Genomic DNA, 17,633 nt, shown 5'->3' with positions numbered 1-17,633 from the left:
CAATTTTGTTAACTAAAAATACAAAACAAAGCAAACAAAATGGCCCAGCCCCAATATTTAGGAACATCTTAACTAATAAAAACCAGGTTTTCTTTTTCCTTTAGGTTTTCCTGAGCCTCCTGAGCCTCTTGAATTTCCTCTACCTCCTCCTTTAAAAGATGAATTGCGATCTCTTCTACCACCTCTATTGCGGTCTCTTCTGCCACCGCCGCCTCGACTGCCGCGACCACCGCCTGGATTTTTGGAAACCTCAACATTTACAAAACGACCATCTACTTTAAAATCTGAAAAAGTCTCTAAAATTAGTGGTGTGAATTTTGCTTCTGTGTTGAAAAATGAAAAAGTATCTTTTGTGTCAACTTTATAAATATCATCTTTTTCAAGACCTAATGTGTCTCTTAAAAAGTCTTTTAATGACATCCAATCATAATCATCACGTTCTCCAACGTTGATGAAGTATCGCACAGAACCATCTTTTGGAATATCGCCAGCCTCAGATCTAGATCCTCGTTCTCTTTTGTTTGAACGGTCATCAGAATTTAAATCTCTGGTTTTATTATAATAATTAAAGAAACGTGTAAACTCTACAGAGACTATTTTTTTTATTAATTCATCACGGTCAATACCGTCAAGAACTTCATTAATTGCAGGTAAATAGACATCAACATCTTCGTTGATTTTTGTGTCTTTAATTTTATTTACAAGATGATATAGTTGTATTTCGCAAATTTGAATTCCGGTTGGAATTTTAACTTCGAGAAAATCTTGTTTAATTTTTCTTTCAATTGCGCTTATTTTTCGAAGTTCACTTCGGGTAACAATAACCATTGAAATACCTGATTTACCTGCTCTACCAGTTCTACCGCTTCTGTGGGTATAGGTTTCTATTTCGTCAGGAAGTTGGTAATTTATAACATGAGTAATATCATCAACATCTATACCTCTTGCAGCCACGTCGGTTGCTACTAGCATTTGAATTTGTTTTTTTCTAAACGAATTCATGACCAAATCTCGTTGGTTTTGACTCAAATCACCATGTAAGGCACCTGCATTGTAACCATCTTCAATTAACTTTTCAGCTACCCTTTGAGTATCACGCTTTGTTCTACAAAAGACTACAGAGAAAATACCTGGGTTGGCATCTGCTAAGCGCTTAAGTGCTGGGTATCGGTCACGTCCACTGACTACATAATATTCATGTTGTACGGTACTCGCCCCTGCATTTTTGGCCCCTACAGTAATTTCTTTAGGGCTATGCATAAATTTTTTAGCAATCGTAGATACTTCTTTCGGCATCGTAGCCGAGAATAACCATGTAGATTTCTCTTTTGGAGTATTTGAAAGAATATCTTTTATGTCTTCATAGAAGCCCATATTCAACATTTCATCAGCCTCATCAAGAATGCAATAATCTATTTTTGAAATGTCAACTAAACCACGACCAATCATATCTTTCATACGACCAGGAGTTGCAACAACAATCTGCGCTCCTCTTTTAATTTGTCTTGCTTGATCAGTTATGCTTGCACCTCCATAAATGGCTACAATGTTTACACCTTTTTCATATTTAGAATAAAGTTGCATTTCATTCGTGATTTGCAAACACAATTCTCGAGTAGGTGATAGAATTAAACCTTGGGTAGTTCTGCTAGCAGCATCAATTTTTTGTATTAGCGGAAAACCAAAAGCAGCAGTTTTACCTGTGCCTGTTTGGGCTAGGGCAACCAAATCGGTTTCATCTTCTAATAAAATTGGAATTGCTTTTTCTTGAACTTCTGAAGGGTTTTCAAACCCTAAATCTGTAATTGCTGATAACAAGGACTTTTGAAGCCCTAAACTTTCAAATTTTGACATGTATGTTTATAAGTAATCGCGAATATGTGTGTTGCATAGAGCGTTTTTGACTTATAAACCTTTGCTCAGCGCAGCACCTGCCATACCGGCGGCGTTATTAAAGCTGCAAAGGTACTGCTTATTATTTATGTAGCATTGGTAATTACAGATAACTTTAAACCAGCTACTTATAACTTCGAAAGATAATTTATGAGCTGTTTGATAGCTTTGGCTCGGTGACTGATGGTATTTTTTACTTCAAGAGCTAACTCCGCAAAGGTTTGATCATACCCATTAGGAATAAAAATTGGGTCATAACCAAAGCCCTTAGTTCCTTGTTTTTTTTCACTAATTCTTCCTTCTATTATACCTTTAAAAATATGATTTGTAGCACTGGTGTTTAATGCAATAACCGTTTTGAAGTGAGCATTGCGACTTTGGGCTAATTTTAAATTTTCAAGTAATTTTTTCATGTTATCCTCCGTATTTTTTTGTTCTCCTGCATATCTAGCAGTATGAACACCAGGCGCACCATTTAATGCATCTACTAACAAACCCGTATCATCTGAAAAGCAAGGAAGCCCAAAGTTTTTAGTCACAAAATCAGCTTTTATTTGAGCGTTTTCTTCAAGTGTGTTCCCAGTTTCGGGTATTTCATCTTTACAGCCAATCATATTTAAAGAATACAACTCAATATTTTTAGGCATCAGTAATTTCACTTCTTTAAACTTGTTCGTATTGTGAGTGGCAAAGACTAGTTTCATATCCTTTTGATAAATTTTGTGTACTAAAGTAGTACTTTAGTTACCATGAATATAAAAATACCTCCTCCTTTAGTCATGGCATTTTTTGCAGGTTTAATGTATGTACTAGCTACTTTTTTGCCAGTTGGTAAATTTGATTTTTTTGGAAGGGAGGTATTAAAATATATAATGTGGGCTTTGGCATTTTTTTTATTATTAATATCATTTCTACAGTTTTATTGGGCAAAAACTACCACTAATCCAATTAATCCTATAAAAGCAAAAAAATTGGTTATGAATGGAATTTATAGCTACACTAGAAACCCGATGTACCTCGCAATGCTCTTGTTTTTAATTGGTTTTGGATTAAAACTTGGGAATGCATTTAATGCGATTACGGCTGCCGGCTTTGTCTATTTTATGAATCATTTTCAAATAAAGAGGGAAGAACAAGCATTGGAAGATTTATTTGGAAAGAATTATAAATTGTATTGTAAAGCAGTTAGGAGATGGTTTTAAAAAATAAAATTGTTCTTGGATTAATTAGTTTGTTTTTAGCTCAGGTTTTGAATGCACAGATTCATTATTTTAACTCTTTTGATGACACCAAAATTGCATATACAATGGAAGGTACTGGTGAACCTGTTTTACTAGTACATGGTTTTATTCAAAATAGAAAGTCTTGGGATAAAACGGTACTGAAAAAGGAATTAATATCAAGAGGCTATAAGGTCATAGTGCCTGATTTGCGGGGTAATGGCGACTCTGACAAACCTCAAAAAAATACAGCTTATAGTGACCATGCGGAAGTTAAAGATCTAATTTTTTTAATGAATAAATTAGGTTTTGAAAAATACAAGGCAATAGGCTATTCACGGGGCAGTATTGTTTTAGCTAAGCTTTTAACTGAAGATAAAAAAATTGAGAAAGCAGTCTTGGGAGGTATGGGAATTGATTTTACCAATCCTAATTGGACTAGAAGATTACAGTTTACTGATGCTTTCAATGGGACAACAAATGAAATGACTAAAGGTGCGGTTGATTATGCTAATTCTATAAATGCTGATATTAAATCCCTCTATTTACAGCAAAAATTCCAGCCGGTTACTCCTGTTAGTGACTTAAGAAATCTGGAAATGAAAGTATTGGTAATTGCCGGAGATCAAGATTTAGATAATGGCAATCCGCAAGACTTAGCAGACGTAATTCCTAATGCTATTTTGAAAGTTGTGCCTGGAAATCACAATGAAACATACAAAAAGGAAGTCTTTTCAAAAGAGGTTATGGAGTTCATCAAAGACTAGCATAATTTAATTGAATGTCAAATCCTTAAAAATTTGATTCTTTCAGTAATAATTCTATATCGAATTATCTAAAATATGTTTCAAAACACTTTTTTTTAGCACGTAAAAAATGTCGAACATTTTTATGTTTATTTTTAGGGCTTAAATTTCTTTAAAGTGGTGGAAATAGGTAGAAAATATGTCTTTGATTTTGATAGTACTTTGACTAGGGTAGAAGCTCTAGATGTATTAGCGGAAATGACTCTTAACGGAAAGTCAAATAAAGATGCAGTCCTTGCTGAAATTCAAGAAATTACAAACCTAGGAATTGATGGAGATATTTCATTTACCGAGTCTTTAGAGCGAAGAATAAAGCTTTTAAAGGCGCACAAAAATGATTTACCTGCATTAGTTGCAGAACTGAAGCAAAAAATATCAAAATCGATTGAAGAGAATAAATCATTTTTTGATAATTACGGAGATGACATATATGTTATCTCATGTGGTTTTAAAGAATTTATTGACCCCATAGTAAAAGAGTATAATATTCCTTCTGAAAGAGTTTTTGCCAATACTTTTGAATTTGACAAAGAGGGCAATATTGTTGGTTTTGATGAGGGTAATGTACTTTCATCACACAATGGTAAAATCGAATGCCTTAAAAACCTTAATTTAGAAGGAGAAGTTCAGGTTATTGGTGATGGATACAGTGATTACGTGATGAGAGAGGCGGGTATAGCTGATAAGTTTTTCGCCTATACAGAGAATGTACATCGGGAAAAAGCAGCAAATAATGCCGATTATATAACACCTAATTTAAATGAATTTTTATTTGTGAACGATTTACCAAGAAAAATTTCATATCCAAAAAATAGAATAAAAATTCTATTATTAGAGAATGTTCATCCTGATGCTTTTGATAACCTTTCGGAAGAAGGTTTTTCTGTTGAATTGGTAAAACATGCTATCCCTGAAGAAGAATTAATTGAACGGATAAAGGGTGTACATGTTTTAGGAATTCGTTCAAAGACTCAAGTAACCAAAAGGGTTTTAGAGGCCGCTGACCGTTTATTAGTAGTTGGTGCCTTCTGCATTGGAACGACCCAAATAGATTTAGAAACGGCTAAGAAAGATGGGGTAGTAGTTTTTAACGCTCCCTATAGCAATACACGTTCCGTAGTTGAAATGGCGTTAGGTCAAATAATAATGTTGAAACGTAGCATTTTTGCACGTAGTTCTGAAATTCATAATGGACAATGGTTTAAAACCGCTTTAAATTCACAAGAAGTGCGCGGTAAGAATCTTGGAATAATTGGGTATGGTAATATTGGAAAGCAGCTTTCGGTATTAGCCGAGGCCATTGGGATGAGGGTCTATTATTACGATGTTGCTGATCGTTTAGCTCTTGGTAATGCCATAAAATGCAACACTTTGGAGGATTTATTATCTGTCTCAGATGTTGTTACCTTGCATATTGATGATAATAAAGCGAATAAGAATTTTATCAGCGAGCGTGAAATTAATCAAATGCGTGATGGAGCAATATTAATTAACCTATCAAGGGGTTTTGTTGTTGATATTCCTGCATTGGTAAACGCTCTTAAAATTAACAAATTAGGAGGTGCAGCAGTTGATGTTTATCCAGAAGAACCTCGAAGCAACGGTGAATTTTACAGCGAACTACAAGGTCTTGAAAATGTTATTTTAACTCCGCATATAGGAGGAAGCACTGAAGAAGCACAACGTGATATTGCTGATTTTGTTCCAAATAAAATCATGGATTATATCAATTCTGGCAATACAGTAGATGCTGTAAATTTCCCAAATATTAGATTGCCAAAACAGAATAATGCACATCGTTTTTTACACATTCATAAAAATGTTCCCGGCGTAATGGCAAAGATTAATGAAGTGCTTGCAAAATTTGAGATGAACATAACTGGTCAGTTTCTATCAACGGACAGTGATGTAGGTTATGTAATTTCAGATTTGGACAAAGAATATAATAAGGATGTAATTAAGGCTCTTAAGAACATTGAAAACACTATTAAATTTAGAGTACTTTATTAAAATCATAAAACTATTATCATTGCTTTTCACAAGCATTTATTTGTCTTTCACAACATTTATATTTTACGCTCAATTTTTAAGTTTAAATTGCCTAAAGATTAATAGTACTTCTTAAAGAAGATTCAATTGAAAATTGGTAATAAAGAAATTTTTAAAACAGGTTTTAGAGCATACTATTTGCTAGTAGTGTCAATAATTGTTTTGACGATAGCCATTCAGTCTATAATTCAATATTCGCTTGCCAAACAAAGATCAACTGCTATGATTGTGAACTTGGCGGGTAGACAACGTTCATTAAGTCAACGTTTGTTGAATGAAGCATATTCTTGCAAGTATGATAACTGTGATTTTGCCGAAGTTAAACTCACACTAAATAAATTGTATCAAATGAATACAATTTTACAAAAGGGTAGTGAGAATTTGGGTATTGACCCTTTGGATAGTGAAGAAATTCTTGCAAATTTTAGTAAGCTAGAACCACACGTTAATTGGTTTCAATGGAACCTTAGTGATTTAAGAGAATTAGATAATATAAAGTTTAACGATATGCGTTACCGTGTGGATCGTTTTACGGCCATCATGGATACTATCGTGTTACAATTTCAGAAAAAATCTGAGGAAGATATTAAAGGTATGCGAATAGTGGAACTAGAATTAGCTATTTTCTCTGTTTTAATAGTTTTATTTGAAATTTTCTTTATTGTTAATCCGATTATTAACCGGATTATAAAGCAAAAGAGAAAGCTTGAAGAAATTGCTTGGCATCAATCTCATGTTTTTAGTTCACACATGAAAAACATTCAAGATCTCCAATATGTGTTAAAGGTTGAGAAAATACCAGAGCGCCAACAAGAAATAATAAAGTTTATTTCAGAAGAATTGGATAAGCTAAAAAATGTTTCTGATAGTATGGTCAAAGCTCTTAAGAAAAATGACGAAACAGAAATGCCACATCATGCTGTTATAAAAAAAGTAGAAGGTTTGCTGGATAAGTACAATATCAAACCGTCAGAAGAACTTATTGATGATGATAAGGCTCATTCTTTAGAATAGTATATCCTCGGTATAATTGTTCAACAACAAATAACCGAACCATTTGGTGCGAAAAAGTCATTTTTGAAAGGCTTATTTTCTGATTGGCTCTTTCTTGTATAGCAGAGCTAAACCCATAAGGCCCACCAATAACAAAAAGTAAATTTTTTATACCACTATTCATTCGTTTTTGTAATAATTCTGAGAACTCAACACTCGAAAATTGTTTTCCTTTCTCATCTAATAAAATCAGAATATCGGAAGGTACTAACTGTTTTAAAATAGCTTCACCTTCTTTTCTTTTTTGTTCTGATTCAGATAAGTTTTTTGTGTTTTTGATATCCGGAATAATTAGCACTTCAAATTTCACATAATGTGTCAACCTATTGGTGTAAATTGACATTAAATTCTCTAGTTCCTTACTATCGGTTTTCCCTATAGCTATTAGTTTTATTTTCATAAAAGATATCGCCTTAAAACTATCAAATTTAGTATTTGCAAATGATTTAAGTCAGATGGATTAGCTTTTTAGTATTTTAGCTTAAACACAATTTTTGCCCATGATTTCTGAAACTCAATTTGGTAAAGAGTTAGATCTAATTATTAGTAATGCTATTCGAGAAGATGTTGGCGATGGAGACCATAGCTCATTAGCCTGTATTCCTAATGATACCGTTGGTAAAGCAATGTTATTAGTAAAAGATGAGGGAATTTTGGCTGGGATTGAATTTGCAAAACAAGTTTTTGCTTACGTTGATTCGAAATTAGTTATTGATACCCTGATAGAGGACGGAACACCTGTTATGTACGGTGATATTGCATTTTACGTAAAGGGAAGTTCTCAAAGTATATTAATGGCAGAACGTTTGGTATTAAATGCCATGCAACGAATGAGTGCAATTGCAACCAAAACTAATGATTTTGTAAAGTTATTAGAAGGCACAGACACTAAGATTTTGGATACTCGCAAAACAACTCCTGGTATTAGAGCTCTCGAAAAGTGGGCTGTTAAAATTGGAGGAGGAGAGAACCATCGTTTTGCTTTGTATGATATGATTATGCTTAAGGATAATCATATTGATTTTGCTGGAGGAATAACCAAAGCTATTGAAAAAACAAAGGATTATCTAAAAAGGAGTAATCGAGAATTAAAAATTATTGTAGAAGCTCGAAGTTTAGATGAAATAAAAGAAATTCTTGAATCTGAAGGAGTTTATCGAATCTTGATTGATAATTTTAATTACGAGGATACAAGAAAAGCTGTTGCGTTAATCGGTTCCAAATGTCTTACAGAATCATCTGGCGGTATAAATGAAGAAACTATTAGGCAATATGCAGAATGTGGGGTAAATTATATTTCATCCGGAGCTCTTACACACTCAGTCTACAATATGGATTTAAGCCTAAAAGCAGTATAAATGTCGGAGGCTATTGAAAAAAAGGTAGAACAAATTCCAATAATAAATTGGGTTGCTAGATTTTTAAAAAAAGTAAAACTACCGGGTTTCGAAGGTCTTTCAATTTATGATTTAATTGAAATCTATATTGTTGGTATTGTAAAAGGTACTTTGTCAAGCAGAGCAAGTTCGATAGCCTTTAGTTTGTTTATGGCACTTTTTCCTTTGCTGATATTTTTAGTTACACTTATACCATTCGTTATACCCCATGTTAGCGTTGGTAATGAGAATTTTGATGTCCAATTTTTGTTATTTCTTGAGTCTTTTTTACCGTCTGCAACAAGTGAATATTTTAGCGAAATTTACCAGCAAATTAAAGATCAAAAACGTGGAGGTTTATTATCTTCTGCATTTATAATTTCAATCTTTTTAGTTGCTAATGGAGTGAACGCCATTTTTAGCGCTTTTGAAAATTCATATCATATTGAACTCACAAGAAACTTTTTTCGCCAATATGCTTATGCCTTAATGGTGGGGCTATTACTTTCTATTTTATTAATTATTGGTGCTGTTGTTTTCGTCTATTTTGAATTTTATATTGTTGAGTATACTAGTGAGTATTTAGGTAAAACTTTAGGGTATGATGTTGCCAAAGGTGATGATATTGGCTTGCAATTATCTAAGATTTTATTCTTTATGCTTCTATCTTATTTAACTACAGCAATATTGTATTATTTTGGTACTGCTGAAGGACGAAAAGTCAAGTTTTTTTCGGCTGGAGCTTTAATGACTACCCTTTTATTTGTTGTAACATCTTATTTATTTGGAGTTTATGTGGAAAAATTTGCTAGATACAATGAACTTTATGGCGCTTTAGGAGGTTTATTAATATTAATGGTATTTATTTGGCTTAACTCAAACATAATATTGTTAGGCTTTGAACTAAATGCTACATTACATTCGCTTAGAAAGAATGTGATGAAACAAAACAAGAATGAGTAAAAGACACCCCCGAATTTTTATTTTTATTGCAGTATTTTTTTTCACGGCATATAATGTCTCATGTCAAGAAATTGTAGGTAAATGGAAAACTATAGATGACCGTTATGGCACTCCAAAGGCAATAGTAGAGCTTTACAAAGAAAGTGGTCTTTTACATGGTAAGGTGCTTGAGATTGTTGAAAAGGGTAAAGAAAATGCGCTTTGTATAAAATGTGATGGCGACTTAAAAGATAAGCCTGTTGAAGGCATGAAAATCATTTTTGGTTTTAAAGATAATGGAGAAGGTGTTTATAAAGGCAAAAAACTCTTTGACCCAGAGCAAGCTATGACTTTTAGAGGCAGAATTTGGCTAGACCCAGATAACCCAGATCAATTAAAAGTTCGTGGATATTTGGCATTTTTATATCGAACGCAAACATGGATTCGTGTAGTTGAATAATTAACAAGTATGGACTTTTTTTTAGATGTTGTCCTTCCGATACCGTTACAAAGATTTTTTACTTATCGCTTAAATACAGAACAGGCGTCTTTAATCAAAAAGGGTGTTCGAGTGGCAGTTCCTTTTGGTAAATCAAAAATATATACCGCGATTGCATTGGATATACATCATAACGCCCCAATCGCTTATGATGCTAAAGAGATTCATCAAGTTTTAGATAGTGAACCTATTATTACAGATACCCAACTCAAGCATTGGCAATGGATTGCGGAATATTATATGTGCACTTTGGGCGAAGTTTTAAGAGGAGCTTTACCGAGTGCTTTTCTTTTAGAAAGCGAAACTTTGGTTCAGTCCTCAAAAATGGAAAATGTTGATGAAGCGGAGTTGACAGATAATGAGTTTTTAATCCTAGAAGCACTGAGACATCAGTCAAGCTTAAAGATTGATGAAATATCAAAAATTGTTGATCGAAAGAATGTTTTGCCTATTGTTAATCAGTTGGTTAAAAAAGAGGCAATTATTTTACATGAGTCATTAAATGAACAGTATCGCCCAAAACTTGAAAAGTATATAAGATTAAATACTTTATATGAATCTGAAAACAATTTAGAAAACCTACTAAAAACACTGACCCGAGCACAAAAACAAAGCCAAGCGATTATGGCTTTTTTTCAATTAAAACCTAAAAATTCAGCTATAATAAAAGTAAATGAATTTGTTAAGTCTAGCGGAATTTCAAAAGCTGTAATAAAAGCCCTTATTGATAAAGGCATTTTTGAGGTCGTCAAGGTAAGAACTGATAGAATACAATTTGAAGAAAACTCAAAAGAAGTAAATCAAATTCAACTGAATGAACTTCAAACAAAGGCTATTGTAAACATAAAATCTAGTTTTAATTCAAACAAAGTGTGCTTATTGCATGGTGTAACATCTTCTGGAAAGACCGAAGTGTACATAAAACTCATCGACGAAGTACTTCGAGCTGGTAAGCAGGTTTTGTATTTATTGCCAGAGATTGCATTAACTTCTCAGCTTATTAATCGACTTAGAGCATATTTTGGTAATAAGGTCGCGGTTTATCATTCAAAATATAGCGTGAATGAACGAGTTGAAGTTTGGAATAATGTTTTACATAATACCAAAAAAGCTCAAATCGTAATTGGTGCGAGATCAGCGCTATTTTTACCTTTTGGTCATTTAGGTCTTGTTGTAGTAGATGAGGAGCATGAATCATCATTTAAACAATTTGACCCTGCTCCTCGATATCATGCTAGAGATGCTGCTATTGTTTTAGCAAGCCTACAAGAATCAAATTGTTTATTGGGGTCAGCTACGCCAAGTATAGAAACCTATTTTAATGTAAAGTCCAAAAAGTATGGTTTTGCACAAATGAGCAGACGTTTCGGAGATGTTTTAATGCCTGAAATTGAGCTGGTTGATATTAAAGAGGCCACCCGAAAAAAACGAATGAAAGGTCATTTTTCTGAAAGACTTTTAGAAGAAATTTCGACATGTTTAGAAGAAAAAGAGCAAATAATTTTGTTTCAAAACAGAAGAGGTTTTGCCCCGATTGTTGAATGTACCACCTGTGGTAATGCAACTCAATGCCCTAATTGTGATGTTAGTTTAACTTATCATCAGCATAGGAACCAATTAAGGTGTCATTATTGCGGATATCATATGTCATTGGTCCAAAGTTGCCAGGCATGTGGTAATAATACCCTTGACACTAAGGGATTTGGCACTGAACAAATACAGGAAGAATTATTAAAATTATTTCCTAATCATCGGATTGGCAGGATGGATTTAGATACCACTAGGGGTAAATATGCTTATGAGAAAATAATTAATGCATTTGAAAATCATGAATTTGATATTTTAGTCGGCACTCAAATGGTCACAAAAGGTCTTGATTTTAGAAATGTGGCTTTAGTTGGTATCATGAATGCCGATAATTTATTAAATTTTCCGGACTATAGGGCCCATGAACGCAGCTTTCAGTTAATGACACAAGTAGCAGGAAGAGCTGGTAGAACTGAAAAAAGAGGAAAAGTACTTATACAAACCTACAACCCATATCATCAAATTTTGCATCAGGTATCGAACTACGATTTTGATAAGATGTTTACTGAACAGTTGTATGAAAGAGAACAATTTAAATATCCGCCTCACGTCAGAATTATACGAATTACTTTAAAAGACAAAGATTATAATAAACTAAACGAGGCATCTGATTGGTTTGCTTCATCACTCCGAAATGTATTAAAAACGCAAGTTTTAGGACCTGAGTATCCTGCTGTGGCAAGAATTAGAAACCAGTATTTAAAGAATATTTTAATTAAAATAAGCAGTAATTCATCTGTACTACAAACAAAAAATAGCATTAAAAGAATTGAAAAATCCTTTAATGCTATTTCGTATTACAGAAGTATTAGACTAATCTACAACGTGGACCACATCTAATTATACATTTGCTAACGCTTCGGCTAGCTCAGTTTTTTTGTTTCTACTTAAAGGTATTTGTCTTCCACCTACTTCAACATTTTTACTGTTGAATTTCTCTATTTTTTCAAGATTAACGATGTAAGACTTGTGAATTCTTAAGAATTTTTCAGCAGGTAATTGCTTTTCAAAAGATTTCATAGTAGATAAAATCACAATGTTAGCTTCGTCAGTAACTAATTTAATATAGTCACCTAAGGCCTCTATCCATTTAATATCATTAAGGATAACCTTTCGTTTTTTAAGGTTACTTTTTACAAAAATGTGCTCTTCATCCTCATCAACTCTATTGATTTGCTCATATTTTGATACGGCTCTTTTTACAGAGGCTTCAAAACGGGCTAAGGTAATAGGTTTGTGCAGATAATCGGTAACATCATAGTCAAATGCCTTTAGTGCATAATCCGGTTTACCAGTGATTAGAATAACCTGTGGTGGGTTCTCTAAAGCCTCTAAAAGGTCAAAACCACTGATAATAGGCATCTCAACATCTAAAAAGATAAGATCTACTTCGTGGTTCTTTAAACCGTTTTTGGCTTCAATGGCATTGCTGTACTCAGCGACCAAGGCAAGATGTGGGTGATTGTTGACCAACTTAGCTACAGCCATGCGCTGCATTGATGAGTCGTCTACAATTATACTTTTAAGTTTCATAAATTGGGGTGATTTGTGGGGTTAAATCATCGGCAAATTACATAAAAACAACGTTAAAGTGCAACAAAAGATGTAAACATGGTGTATTCTGTTGTGTAATTAGCATTAGGCGCGATGTAGGGTTTATTTCGATTTTTATTGTTAATAACTTCTTAAACGAATAACGAAGATTTAAGTTATTTCTTGTGAAAGGACAGAAGAATGTTTACTTTTGCGCTCCTTAAATAAATATATAATATGAATCATTACGAAACTGTTTTCATTTTGAATCCCGTTCTGTCTGAAACTCAGATAGAGGAAACAGTTAAGAAATTTGAAGATTTCTTAATTAAGAATGGTGCCAAAATGGTGGCCAAAGAAAATTGGGGGCTAAAGAAATTAGCCTACCCTATTCAGAACAAGAAAAGTGGTTTTTACCACTTATTTGAATTTGCTGCTCCAGGTGAGGCCATTGGTCCTTACGAGTTAGAGTTCAGAAGAGATGAGCGCATTATGCGATTTTTAACTGTTAAGTTAGACAAACATGCAGTTGCATGGGCAGAAAGAAGAAGAACTAAATTAAAAGCTAAAGCATAGTTATGTCATCAATAGAACAACAAGCAAAATCAAAAAAAGACGGTGAAATCAGGTATTTGACCCCTTTAAACATTGAAACTAACAAACAGAAAAAGTATTGTCGTTTCAAAAAGTCTGGTATCAAGTATGTTGATTATAAAGACCCAGATTTTTTAATGAAGTTGGTTAATGAGCAAGGTAAACTTTTACCAAGAAGATTAACAGGTACTTCATTAAAGTATCAAAGAAAAGTAGCTCAAGCTGTAAAGAGAGCTCGTCATTTGGCATTGATGCCATACGTAGGTGATATGTTAAAATAATAAAAGACGGAGAAATGGAACTTATATTAAAACAAGATGTACAAGATTTAGGTTTTAAAGATGATGTCGTTACTGTGAAGAATGGTTACGGTAGAAACTTTTTGATTCCTCAAGGTTTGGCTGATTTAGCTACCCCGTCTGCAAAGAAAGTGCTTGCTGAAAATTTGAAGCAAAGAGCGCATAAAGAGAAAAAAGTAATTGATGAAGCACAAAAGATTGCAGACAGTCTAAAAGCTTTAGAAATTAAAATACCAGCGAAGGTTGGTGCTGGTGATAAACTATTTGGATCTATATCTAATATTGATTTAGCTGCCTCTATCGAAAAAGCTGGTCAAGCTATCGATAGAAAGTTTATTACAATACAAGGTGGTACCGTTAAAAGAACTGGCCCTTATAACGCTAAGATTAGATTACATAGAGAAGTTATTGTTGATTTTCCTTTTGAAGTAATTGCAGAGGCTAAGTAAACAGTACTTTTTTGTTAATAAATTGTGAAGAGCTATGCATGCATAGCTCTTTTTTTTTGCTACGTTTACAATTGCTTAAATATCATATTAATCAGATCATTATGAAAAAAATATTTTTAATGGGAATAGTCGTTTTGATGACCATCACATCGGCTTTATCTCAAGTTACCACCTCTAATATCAGAGGTGAAGTGACAGATAATCAGGACGCACCTTTATTTGGCGCAAACGTTGTTGCTATTCATACTCCTACAGGAACGAGATACGGCTCTATTACTAATGATGAAGGGCGTTTTAATCTACTAAACCTAAGGGTTGGTGGCCCATATACGGTAACAATTTCCTTTGTTGGTTTTCAAGATGACGTGAGAAGTGATATATTTCTTTCGCTTGGTAAAACCTTCAATTATAATGTTCAGATGATGGCTGGTAGCCAGCAGCTTGACGAGGTGGTCGTTGTTTCTGACCAATCAGGCACTTTTGGAAGTGATAGAACAGGAGCCGCTACAAGTGTGAGCAGAAGAGATTTGGTACGTTTACCAACAATCTCAAGATCTACAAATGATTTCATCAGATTGGAACCAGCAGCTTCTTCGGGTGCTTCGGGGCTTTCATTTGGTGGTCGTAATGACCAGTACAATAATTTCTCATTGGATGGAGCAATTTTTAATAATCCATTTGGATTGGATGCTGCCCAACCAGGTGGACAAACCAATGCAACACCAATTTCTATTGAGGCGATTGATCAAATTTCAGTTACTACTGCTCCTTATGATGTAACCCAATCAGGTTTTACAGGAGCATCGGTAAATGCCGTTACGAAAAGTGGAACAAATAATTTTTCTGGGACTGCCTACGGTTTTTTTAGAAATGATGATTTGACCGGAGGAAAAATCAACGGAGATGATGTAACCAAAACCGGTTTGGAACAAAAGCAATATGGATTCAGTATTGGAGGACCAATCGTTAAGGATAAGTTATTTTTCTTTGCAAATTTTGAAAAAGATGATTTAACTGAGTTGGGCACCGACGGTTTTGTGCCTAGCGGCGTCGGGCAAGATGGAATTAGTACTTCTAGGGTAACTCAAAGTGATATGCAATTGGTTGATAATATTTTACGTCAAGTTGTTGTTGGCCAAGATGCTCAAGGCAATCCGACTTTTTATAACCCAGGCGCCATTACAGGTTTTAATTTTAATCAAGAATCTACCAAAGGTATTATCAAGCTAGATTGGAATATTAATGATAACAACCGATTGGCTTTGATTTACAACTTTTTAAATGCTACTAAAGGTAAACCAGCTAATCGTGACGCAATCACATTTCGTGGTCCTAGCACACAAACTTTGCAGTTTGAAAATGCCGGGTATGAAATCACCAATAATATAAGATCCGTACAATTAGAATTAAATAGTACAATTAGCAACGAGGCAACTAATAAACTTCAAGTTGGTTATACACATTTTGACGATTTTAGAACGCCATTTTCAAGTCCTGCACCAAGTATTACAATTTTGGATGAAACCGGTAGTTCAAATTATATTATAGCTGGCCACGAACCTTTTTCAATTAATAATCGATTGGATCAAAAGGTATTTCAGCTAACTGATAATTTAAATTTTTTCACTGGTGATCATACTTTTACGGTAGGTTTTTCCTTTGAGAAATTCCAGTTTGACAATTCCTTTAACTTAGGTTTTTATGGAGCAAGAGGTGTTTTCTTTCCTTCAAACTCTATTGCTGATTTTAGAAATTTAGATGCAGCTGGCGAAGCAGCCTTAGTCGCTGATTACCAAGCACAGTTCAACGCAGCCATAGCCACAGCAAATAACAATAACCAATTTGAAGACGGTACCCCTGGTGGTTGGTCTTTGGCAGAAACCAATGTTGGGCAGCTATCATTTTACATTCAAGATGAATGGGATGCCACTGATGACTTTAAATTGACTTATGGAGTTCGTTTTGATAAGCCGTTATATTTTAATACTGCTGATTTGATAAGGGACAATATTGATAGAAAAGGTGGAACTTTAGCAGAAGGTGGTACTTATGCCCCAGATATTCAATATTTTGATCCCGAAACGAATGAACCTATTACTATCAACTCAGAAACCTTGCCAAACAATGATTGGTTGGTTTCTCCAAGAGTTGGTTTTAATTGGGATATTCATGGTGACCAAAGCGTTCAGCTTAGAGGTGGCTCTGGAGTATTCACAGGGCGTTTTCCATTCGTTTGGTTAGGTAATCAGGTACAGGGAACCGACTTTTTCTTTTACCAAGCCGTTGATCCAGATTTTCAGTGGCCGCAAGTATGGAGAACTAACTTAGGTCTTGACAAACGTTTTAATAACGGAATTGTACTTACAGCTGATCTTTCATATACTAAGGACCTTAATGCAGCACATGTTCAAAATTGGGGCCTAGGCGCACCTTCTTCAACACTAAATGGACCTGATAATAGAGTTGTTTATGAAGATGATGACAAATCACAATTATTTGGTGGGCCAACAAATGCCTATGTATTCACTAACTCTGACCAGGGTCGTATTTGGAATGCTACATTGAAATTGCAAAAAACCTTTGATGACGGTCTTTATACACAATTGGCATATAGTTATTTAGACGCTAAAGAAGTGAATTCTATTGATGCTGAAATTACAGGTGATGCTTTTGCAGGAAATGCTATAGTAGGTAACGCAAATACAGATGTATTGTCAAATTCACGTTATGGAGACAAGCACCGTATCATAGGTGTAATTTCAAAAGCTTTTAAAACTGGGACTACCATTTCATCTTTTTTCGAATATGCTCAGAGTGGTCGTTTTAACTATATCTATGGTGGAGATATCAATAATGATGGTTCTAGCATAAATGATTTGCTTTACATTCCAACAGCTAGCGAGATTGGTCAAATGGCCTTTACGGGAGTAGGCCAAGATGCAGCATTTGAATCTTTTATTCAACAAGATGATTATTTGAGCGGGAGAAGAGGTCAATATGCCGAGCGTTATGGAGCCTTAGCGCCTTGGAGAGGTCGCTGGGATGTAAAAGTGCTACAAGATATTAAGTTGAACGATACGAATAAATTTCAGGTGAGTTTGGATGTCATCAATATTGGAAATTTATTGAATTCTGATTGGGGAGTGGTAGAACGTCAAGATTTTGATCAAGTACTGGGTGTAACCGTTGACGATACAAATACGCCGACGTTTACATTTGATCCTAATAGAACAAATACTTTCTCTGCAGATACGAGATTACTTTCTAGATGGCAAGCGCAAATTGGTCTGCGTTATATATTTAATTAATAAAGTTTCAAAATTTCAAAGAGGG

At 34.2% G+C, this 17,633-nt stretch carries 16 protein-coding genes; 12 read left to right on the top strand and 4 right to left on the bottom strand.

Annotated features, from left to right (window positions below):
- Window positions 1-72 precede the first annotated feature (72 nt).
- Both RM520_RS09475 and RM520_RS09470 read right to left on the bottom strand, forming a co-directional pair.
- On the bottom strand, window positions 73-1,854 hold the full coding sequence (locus RM520_RS09475) for a DEAD/DEAH box helicase (protein ID WP_311385471.1): 1,782 nt from the start codon (window positions 1,852-1,854) through the stop codon (window positions 73-75).
- Between the two features lie 167 nt (window positions 1,855-2,021).
- A complete protein-coding gene (locus RM520_RS09470; RefSeq protein WP_311385470.1) occupies window positions 2,022-2,597 on the bottom strand; it encodes a non-canonical purine NTP diphosphatase in 576 nt (191 codons plus the stop codon).
- A 45-nt stretch (window positions 2,598-2,642) separates the two neighbouring features.
- Between RM520_RS09470 and RM520_RS09465 the strand changes: the two genes are divergently transcribed.
- The 4 genes from RM520_RS09465 (at window position 2,643) to RM520_RS09450 (ending at window position 6,982) form a co-directional block, all read left to right on the top strand.
- Window positions 2,643-3,095 carry a methyltransferase family protein gene (locus RM520_RS09465; protein ID WP_311387844.1) on the top strand — a complete coding sequence of 151 codons (453 nt, stop codon included), beginning with the start codon at window positions 2,643-2,645 and terminating at the stop codon, window positions 3,093-3,095.
- Complete coding sequence (locus RM520_RS09460) at window positions 3,086-3,880, top strand: alpha/beta fold hydrolase (protein WP_311387843.1); 795 nt, start codon at window positions 3,086-3,088, stop codon at window positions 3,878-3,880. The genes RM520_RS09465 and RM520_RS09460 overlap by 10 nt, the downstream gene beginning before the upstream one ends.
- 156 nt (window positions 3,881-4,036) lie before the next feature.
- Window positions 4,037-5,929: a phosphoglycerate dehydrogenase gene (serA, locus tag RM520_RS09455; protein ID WP_311387842.1), complete on the top strand. Its 1,893-nt coding sequence runs from the start codon at window positions 4,037-4,039 to the stop codon at window positions 5,927-5,929.
- Window positions 5,930-6,055: 126 nt separating this feature from the next.
- Window positions 6,056-6,982, top strand: coding sequence for a type IV pili methyl-accepting chemotaxis transducer N-terminal domain-containing protein (locus RM520_RS09450; protein ID WP_311385465.1), 927 nt, complete (start codon window positions 6,056-6,058; stop codon window positions 6,980-6,982).
- Here the strand turns inward: RM520_RS09450 and rlmH are convergent.
- Entirely contained in the window at window positions 6,948-7,421 is a 474-nt protein-coding gene (rlmH, locus tag RM520_RS09445; RefSeq protein ID WP_311387841.1) for a 23S rRNA (pseudouridine(1915)-N(3))-methyltransferase RlmH, read from the bottom strand. The two genes, RM520_RS09450 and rlmH, sit on opposite strands and share 35 nt — an antisense overlap.
- Before the next feature lie 100 nt (window positions 7,422-7,521).
- Between rlmH and nadC the strand changes: the two genes are divergently transcribed.
- From nadC to priA, 4 genes are read left to right on the top strand one after another with little or no spacing between them, the layout of a single operon-like run.
- A complete protein-coding gene (gene nadC, locus RM520_RS09440; RefSeq protein WP_311387840.1) occupies window positions 7,522-8,379 on the top strand; it encodes a carboxylating nicotinate-nucleotide diphosphorylase in 858 nt (285 codons plus the stop codon).
- Window positions 8,380-9,360, top strand: a complete 981-nt coding sequence (locus RM520_RS09435; RefSeq protein WP_311385462.1) for a YihY/virulence factor BrkB family protein — start codon at window positions 8,380-8,382, stop codon at window positions 9,358-9,360.
- Window positions 9,353-9,799, top strand: coding sequence for a DUF2147 domain-containing protein (locus tag RM520_RS09430; protein WP_311387839.1), 447 nt, complete (start codon window positions 9,353-9,355; stop codon window positions 9,797-9,799). The genes RM520_RS09435 and RM520_RS09430 overlap by 8 nt, the downstream gene beginning before the upstream one ends.
- A gap of 9 nt (window positions 9,800-9,808) precedes the next feature.
- On the top strand, window positions 9,809-12,265 hold the full coding sequence (gene priA / locus RM520_RS09425; RefSeq protein ID WP_311387838.1) for a replication restart helicase PriA: 2,457 nt from the start codon (window positions 9,809-9,811) through the stop codon (window positions 12,263-12,265).
- Here the strand turns inward: priA and RM520_RS09420 are convergent, their stop codons facing one another.
- A complete protein-coding gene (locus RM520_RS09420; RefSeq protein WP_311385459.1) occupies window positions 12,266-12,958 on the bottom strand; it encodes a LytR/AlgR family response regulator transcription factor in 693 nt (230 codons plus the stop codon).
- Window positions 12,959-13,195: 237 nt separating this feature from the next.
- Between RM520_RS09420 and rpsF the strand changes: the two genes are divergently transcribed.
- The 4 genes from rpsF (at window position 13,196) to RM520_RS09400 (ending at window position 17,608) form a co-directional block, all read left to right on the top strand.
- A complete protein-coding gene (gene rpsF / locus RM520_RS09415) occupies window positions 13,196-13,534 on the top strand; it encodes a 30S ribosomal protein S6 (protein ID WP_311385458.1) in 339 nt (112 codons plus the stop codon).
- Window positions 13,535-13,536: 2 nt separating this feature from the next.
- On the top strand, window positions 13,537-13,833 hold the full coding sequence (gene rpsR / locus RM520_RS09410) for a 30S ribosomal protein S18 (RefSeq protein WP_311385457.1): 297 nt from the start codon (window positions 13,537-13,539) through the stop codon (window positions 13,831-13,833).
- Between the two features lie 14 nt (window positions 13,834-13,847).
- A complete protein-coding gene (rplI, locus tag RM520_RS09405) occupies window positions 13,848-14,300 on the top strand; it encodes a 50S ribosomal protein L9 (RefSeq protein ID WP_311387837.1) in 453 nt (150 codons plus the stop codon).
- 101 nt (window positions 14,301-14,401) lie between these two features.
- Window positions 14,402-17,608, top strand: coding sequence for a TonB-dependent receptor (locus RM520_RS09400; RefSeq protein ID WP_311387836.1), 3,207 nt, complete (start codon window positions 14,402-14,404; stop codon window positions 17,606-17,608).
- Window positions 17,609-17,633: the final 25 nt, after the last annotated feature.

The sequence above is a fragment of the Croceitalea vernalis genome (assembly GCF_031846405.1).
GTDB classification, from domain to species: Bacteria; Bacteroidota; Bacteroidia; order Flavobacteriales; family Flavobacteriaceae; genus Croceitalea; species Croceitalea vernalis.
This window is presented reverse-complemented; position numbering and strand designations above follow the sequence as displayed.

Excerpts from the sequence above, each read along its gene's own strand:
- RM520_RS09460 (WP_311387843.1), top strand. The coding sequence starts at position 3,086 with ATGGTTTTAAAAAATAAAATTGTTCTTGGATTAATTAGTTTGTTTTTA.
- RM520_RS09470 (WP_311385470.1), bottom strand. The coding sequence starts at position 2,597 with ATGAAACTAGTCTTTGCCACTCACAATACGAACAAGTTTAAAGAAGTG.
- RM520_RS09465 (WP_311387844.1), top strand. The coding sequence starts at position 2,643 with ATGAATATAAAAATACCTCCTCCTTTAGTCATGGCATTTTTTGCAGGT.
- RM520_RS09435 (WP_311385462.1), top strand. The coding sequence starts at position 8,380 with ATGTCGGAGGCTATTGAAAAAAAGGTAGAACAAATTCCAATAATAAAT.
- rpsF (WP_311385458.1), top strand. The coding sequence starts at position 13,196 with ATGAATCATTACGAAACTGTTTTCATTTTGAATCCCGTTCTGTCTGAA.
- RM520_RS09400 (WP_311387836.1), top strand. The coding sequence starts at position 14,402 with ATGAAAAAAATATTTTTAATGGGAATAGTCGTTTTGATGACCATCACA.
- RM520_RS09430 (WP_311387839.1), top strand. The coding sequence starts at position 9,353 with ATGAGTAAAAGACACCCCCGAATTTTTATTTTTATTGCAGTATTTTTT.
- rlmH (WP_311387841.1), bottom strand. The coding sequence starts at position 7,421 with ATGAAAATAAAACTAATAGCTATAGGGAAAACCGATAGTAAGGAACTA.
- priA (WP_311387838.1), top strand. The coding sequence starts at position 9,809 with ATGGACTTTTTTTTAGATGTTGTCCTTCCGATACCGTTACAAAGATTT.
- nadC (WP_311387840.1), top strand. The coding sequence starts at position 7,522 with ATGATTTCTGAAACTCAATTTGGTAAAGAGTTAGATCTAATTATTAGT.
- RM520_RS09475 (WP_311385471.1), bottom strand. The coding sequence starts at position 1,854 with ATGTCAAAATTTGAAAGTTTAGGGCTTCAAAAGTCCTTGTTATCAGCA.
- rplI (WP_311387837.1), top strand. The coding sequence starts at position 13,848 with ATGGAACTTATATTAAAACAAGATGTACAAGATTTAGGTTTTAAAGAT.
- rpsR (WP_311385457.1), top strand. The coding sequence starts at position 13,537 with ATGTCATCAATAGAACAACAAGCAAAATCAAAAAAAGACGGTGAAATC.
- RM520_RS09420 (WP_311385459.1), bottom strand. The coding sequence starts at position 12,958 with ATGAAACTTAAAAGTATAATTGTAGACGACTCATCAATGCAGCGCATG.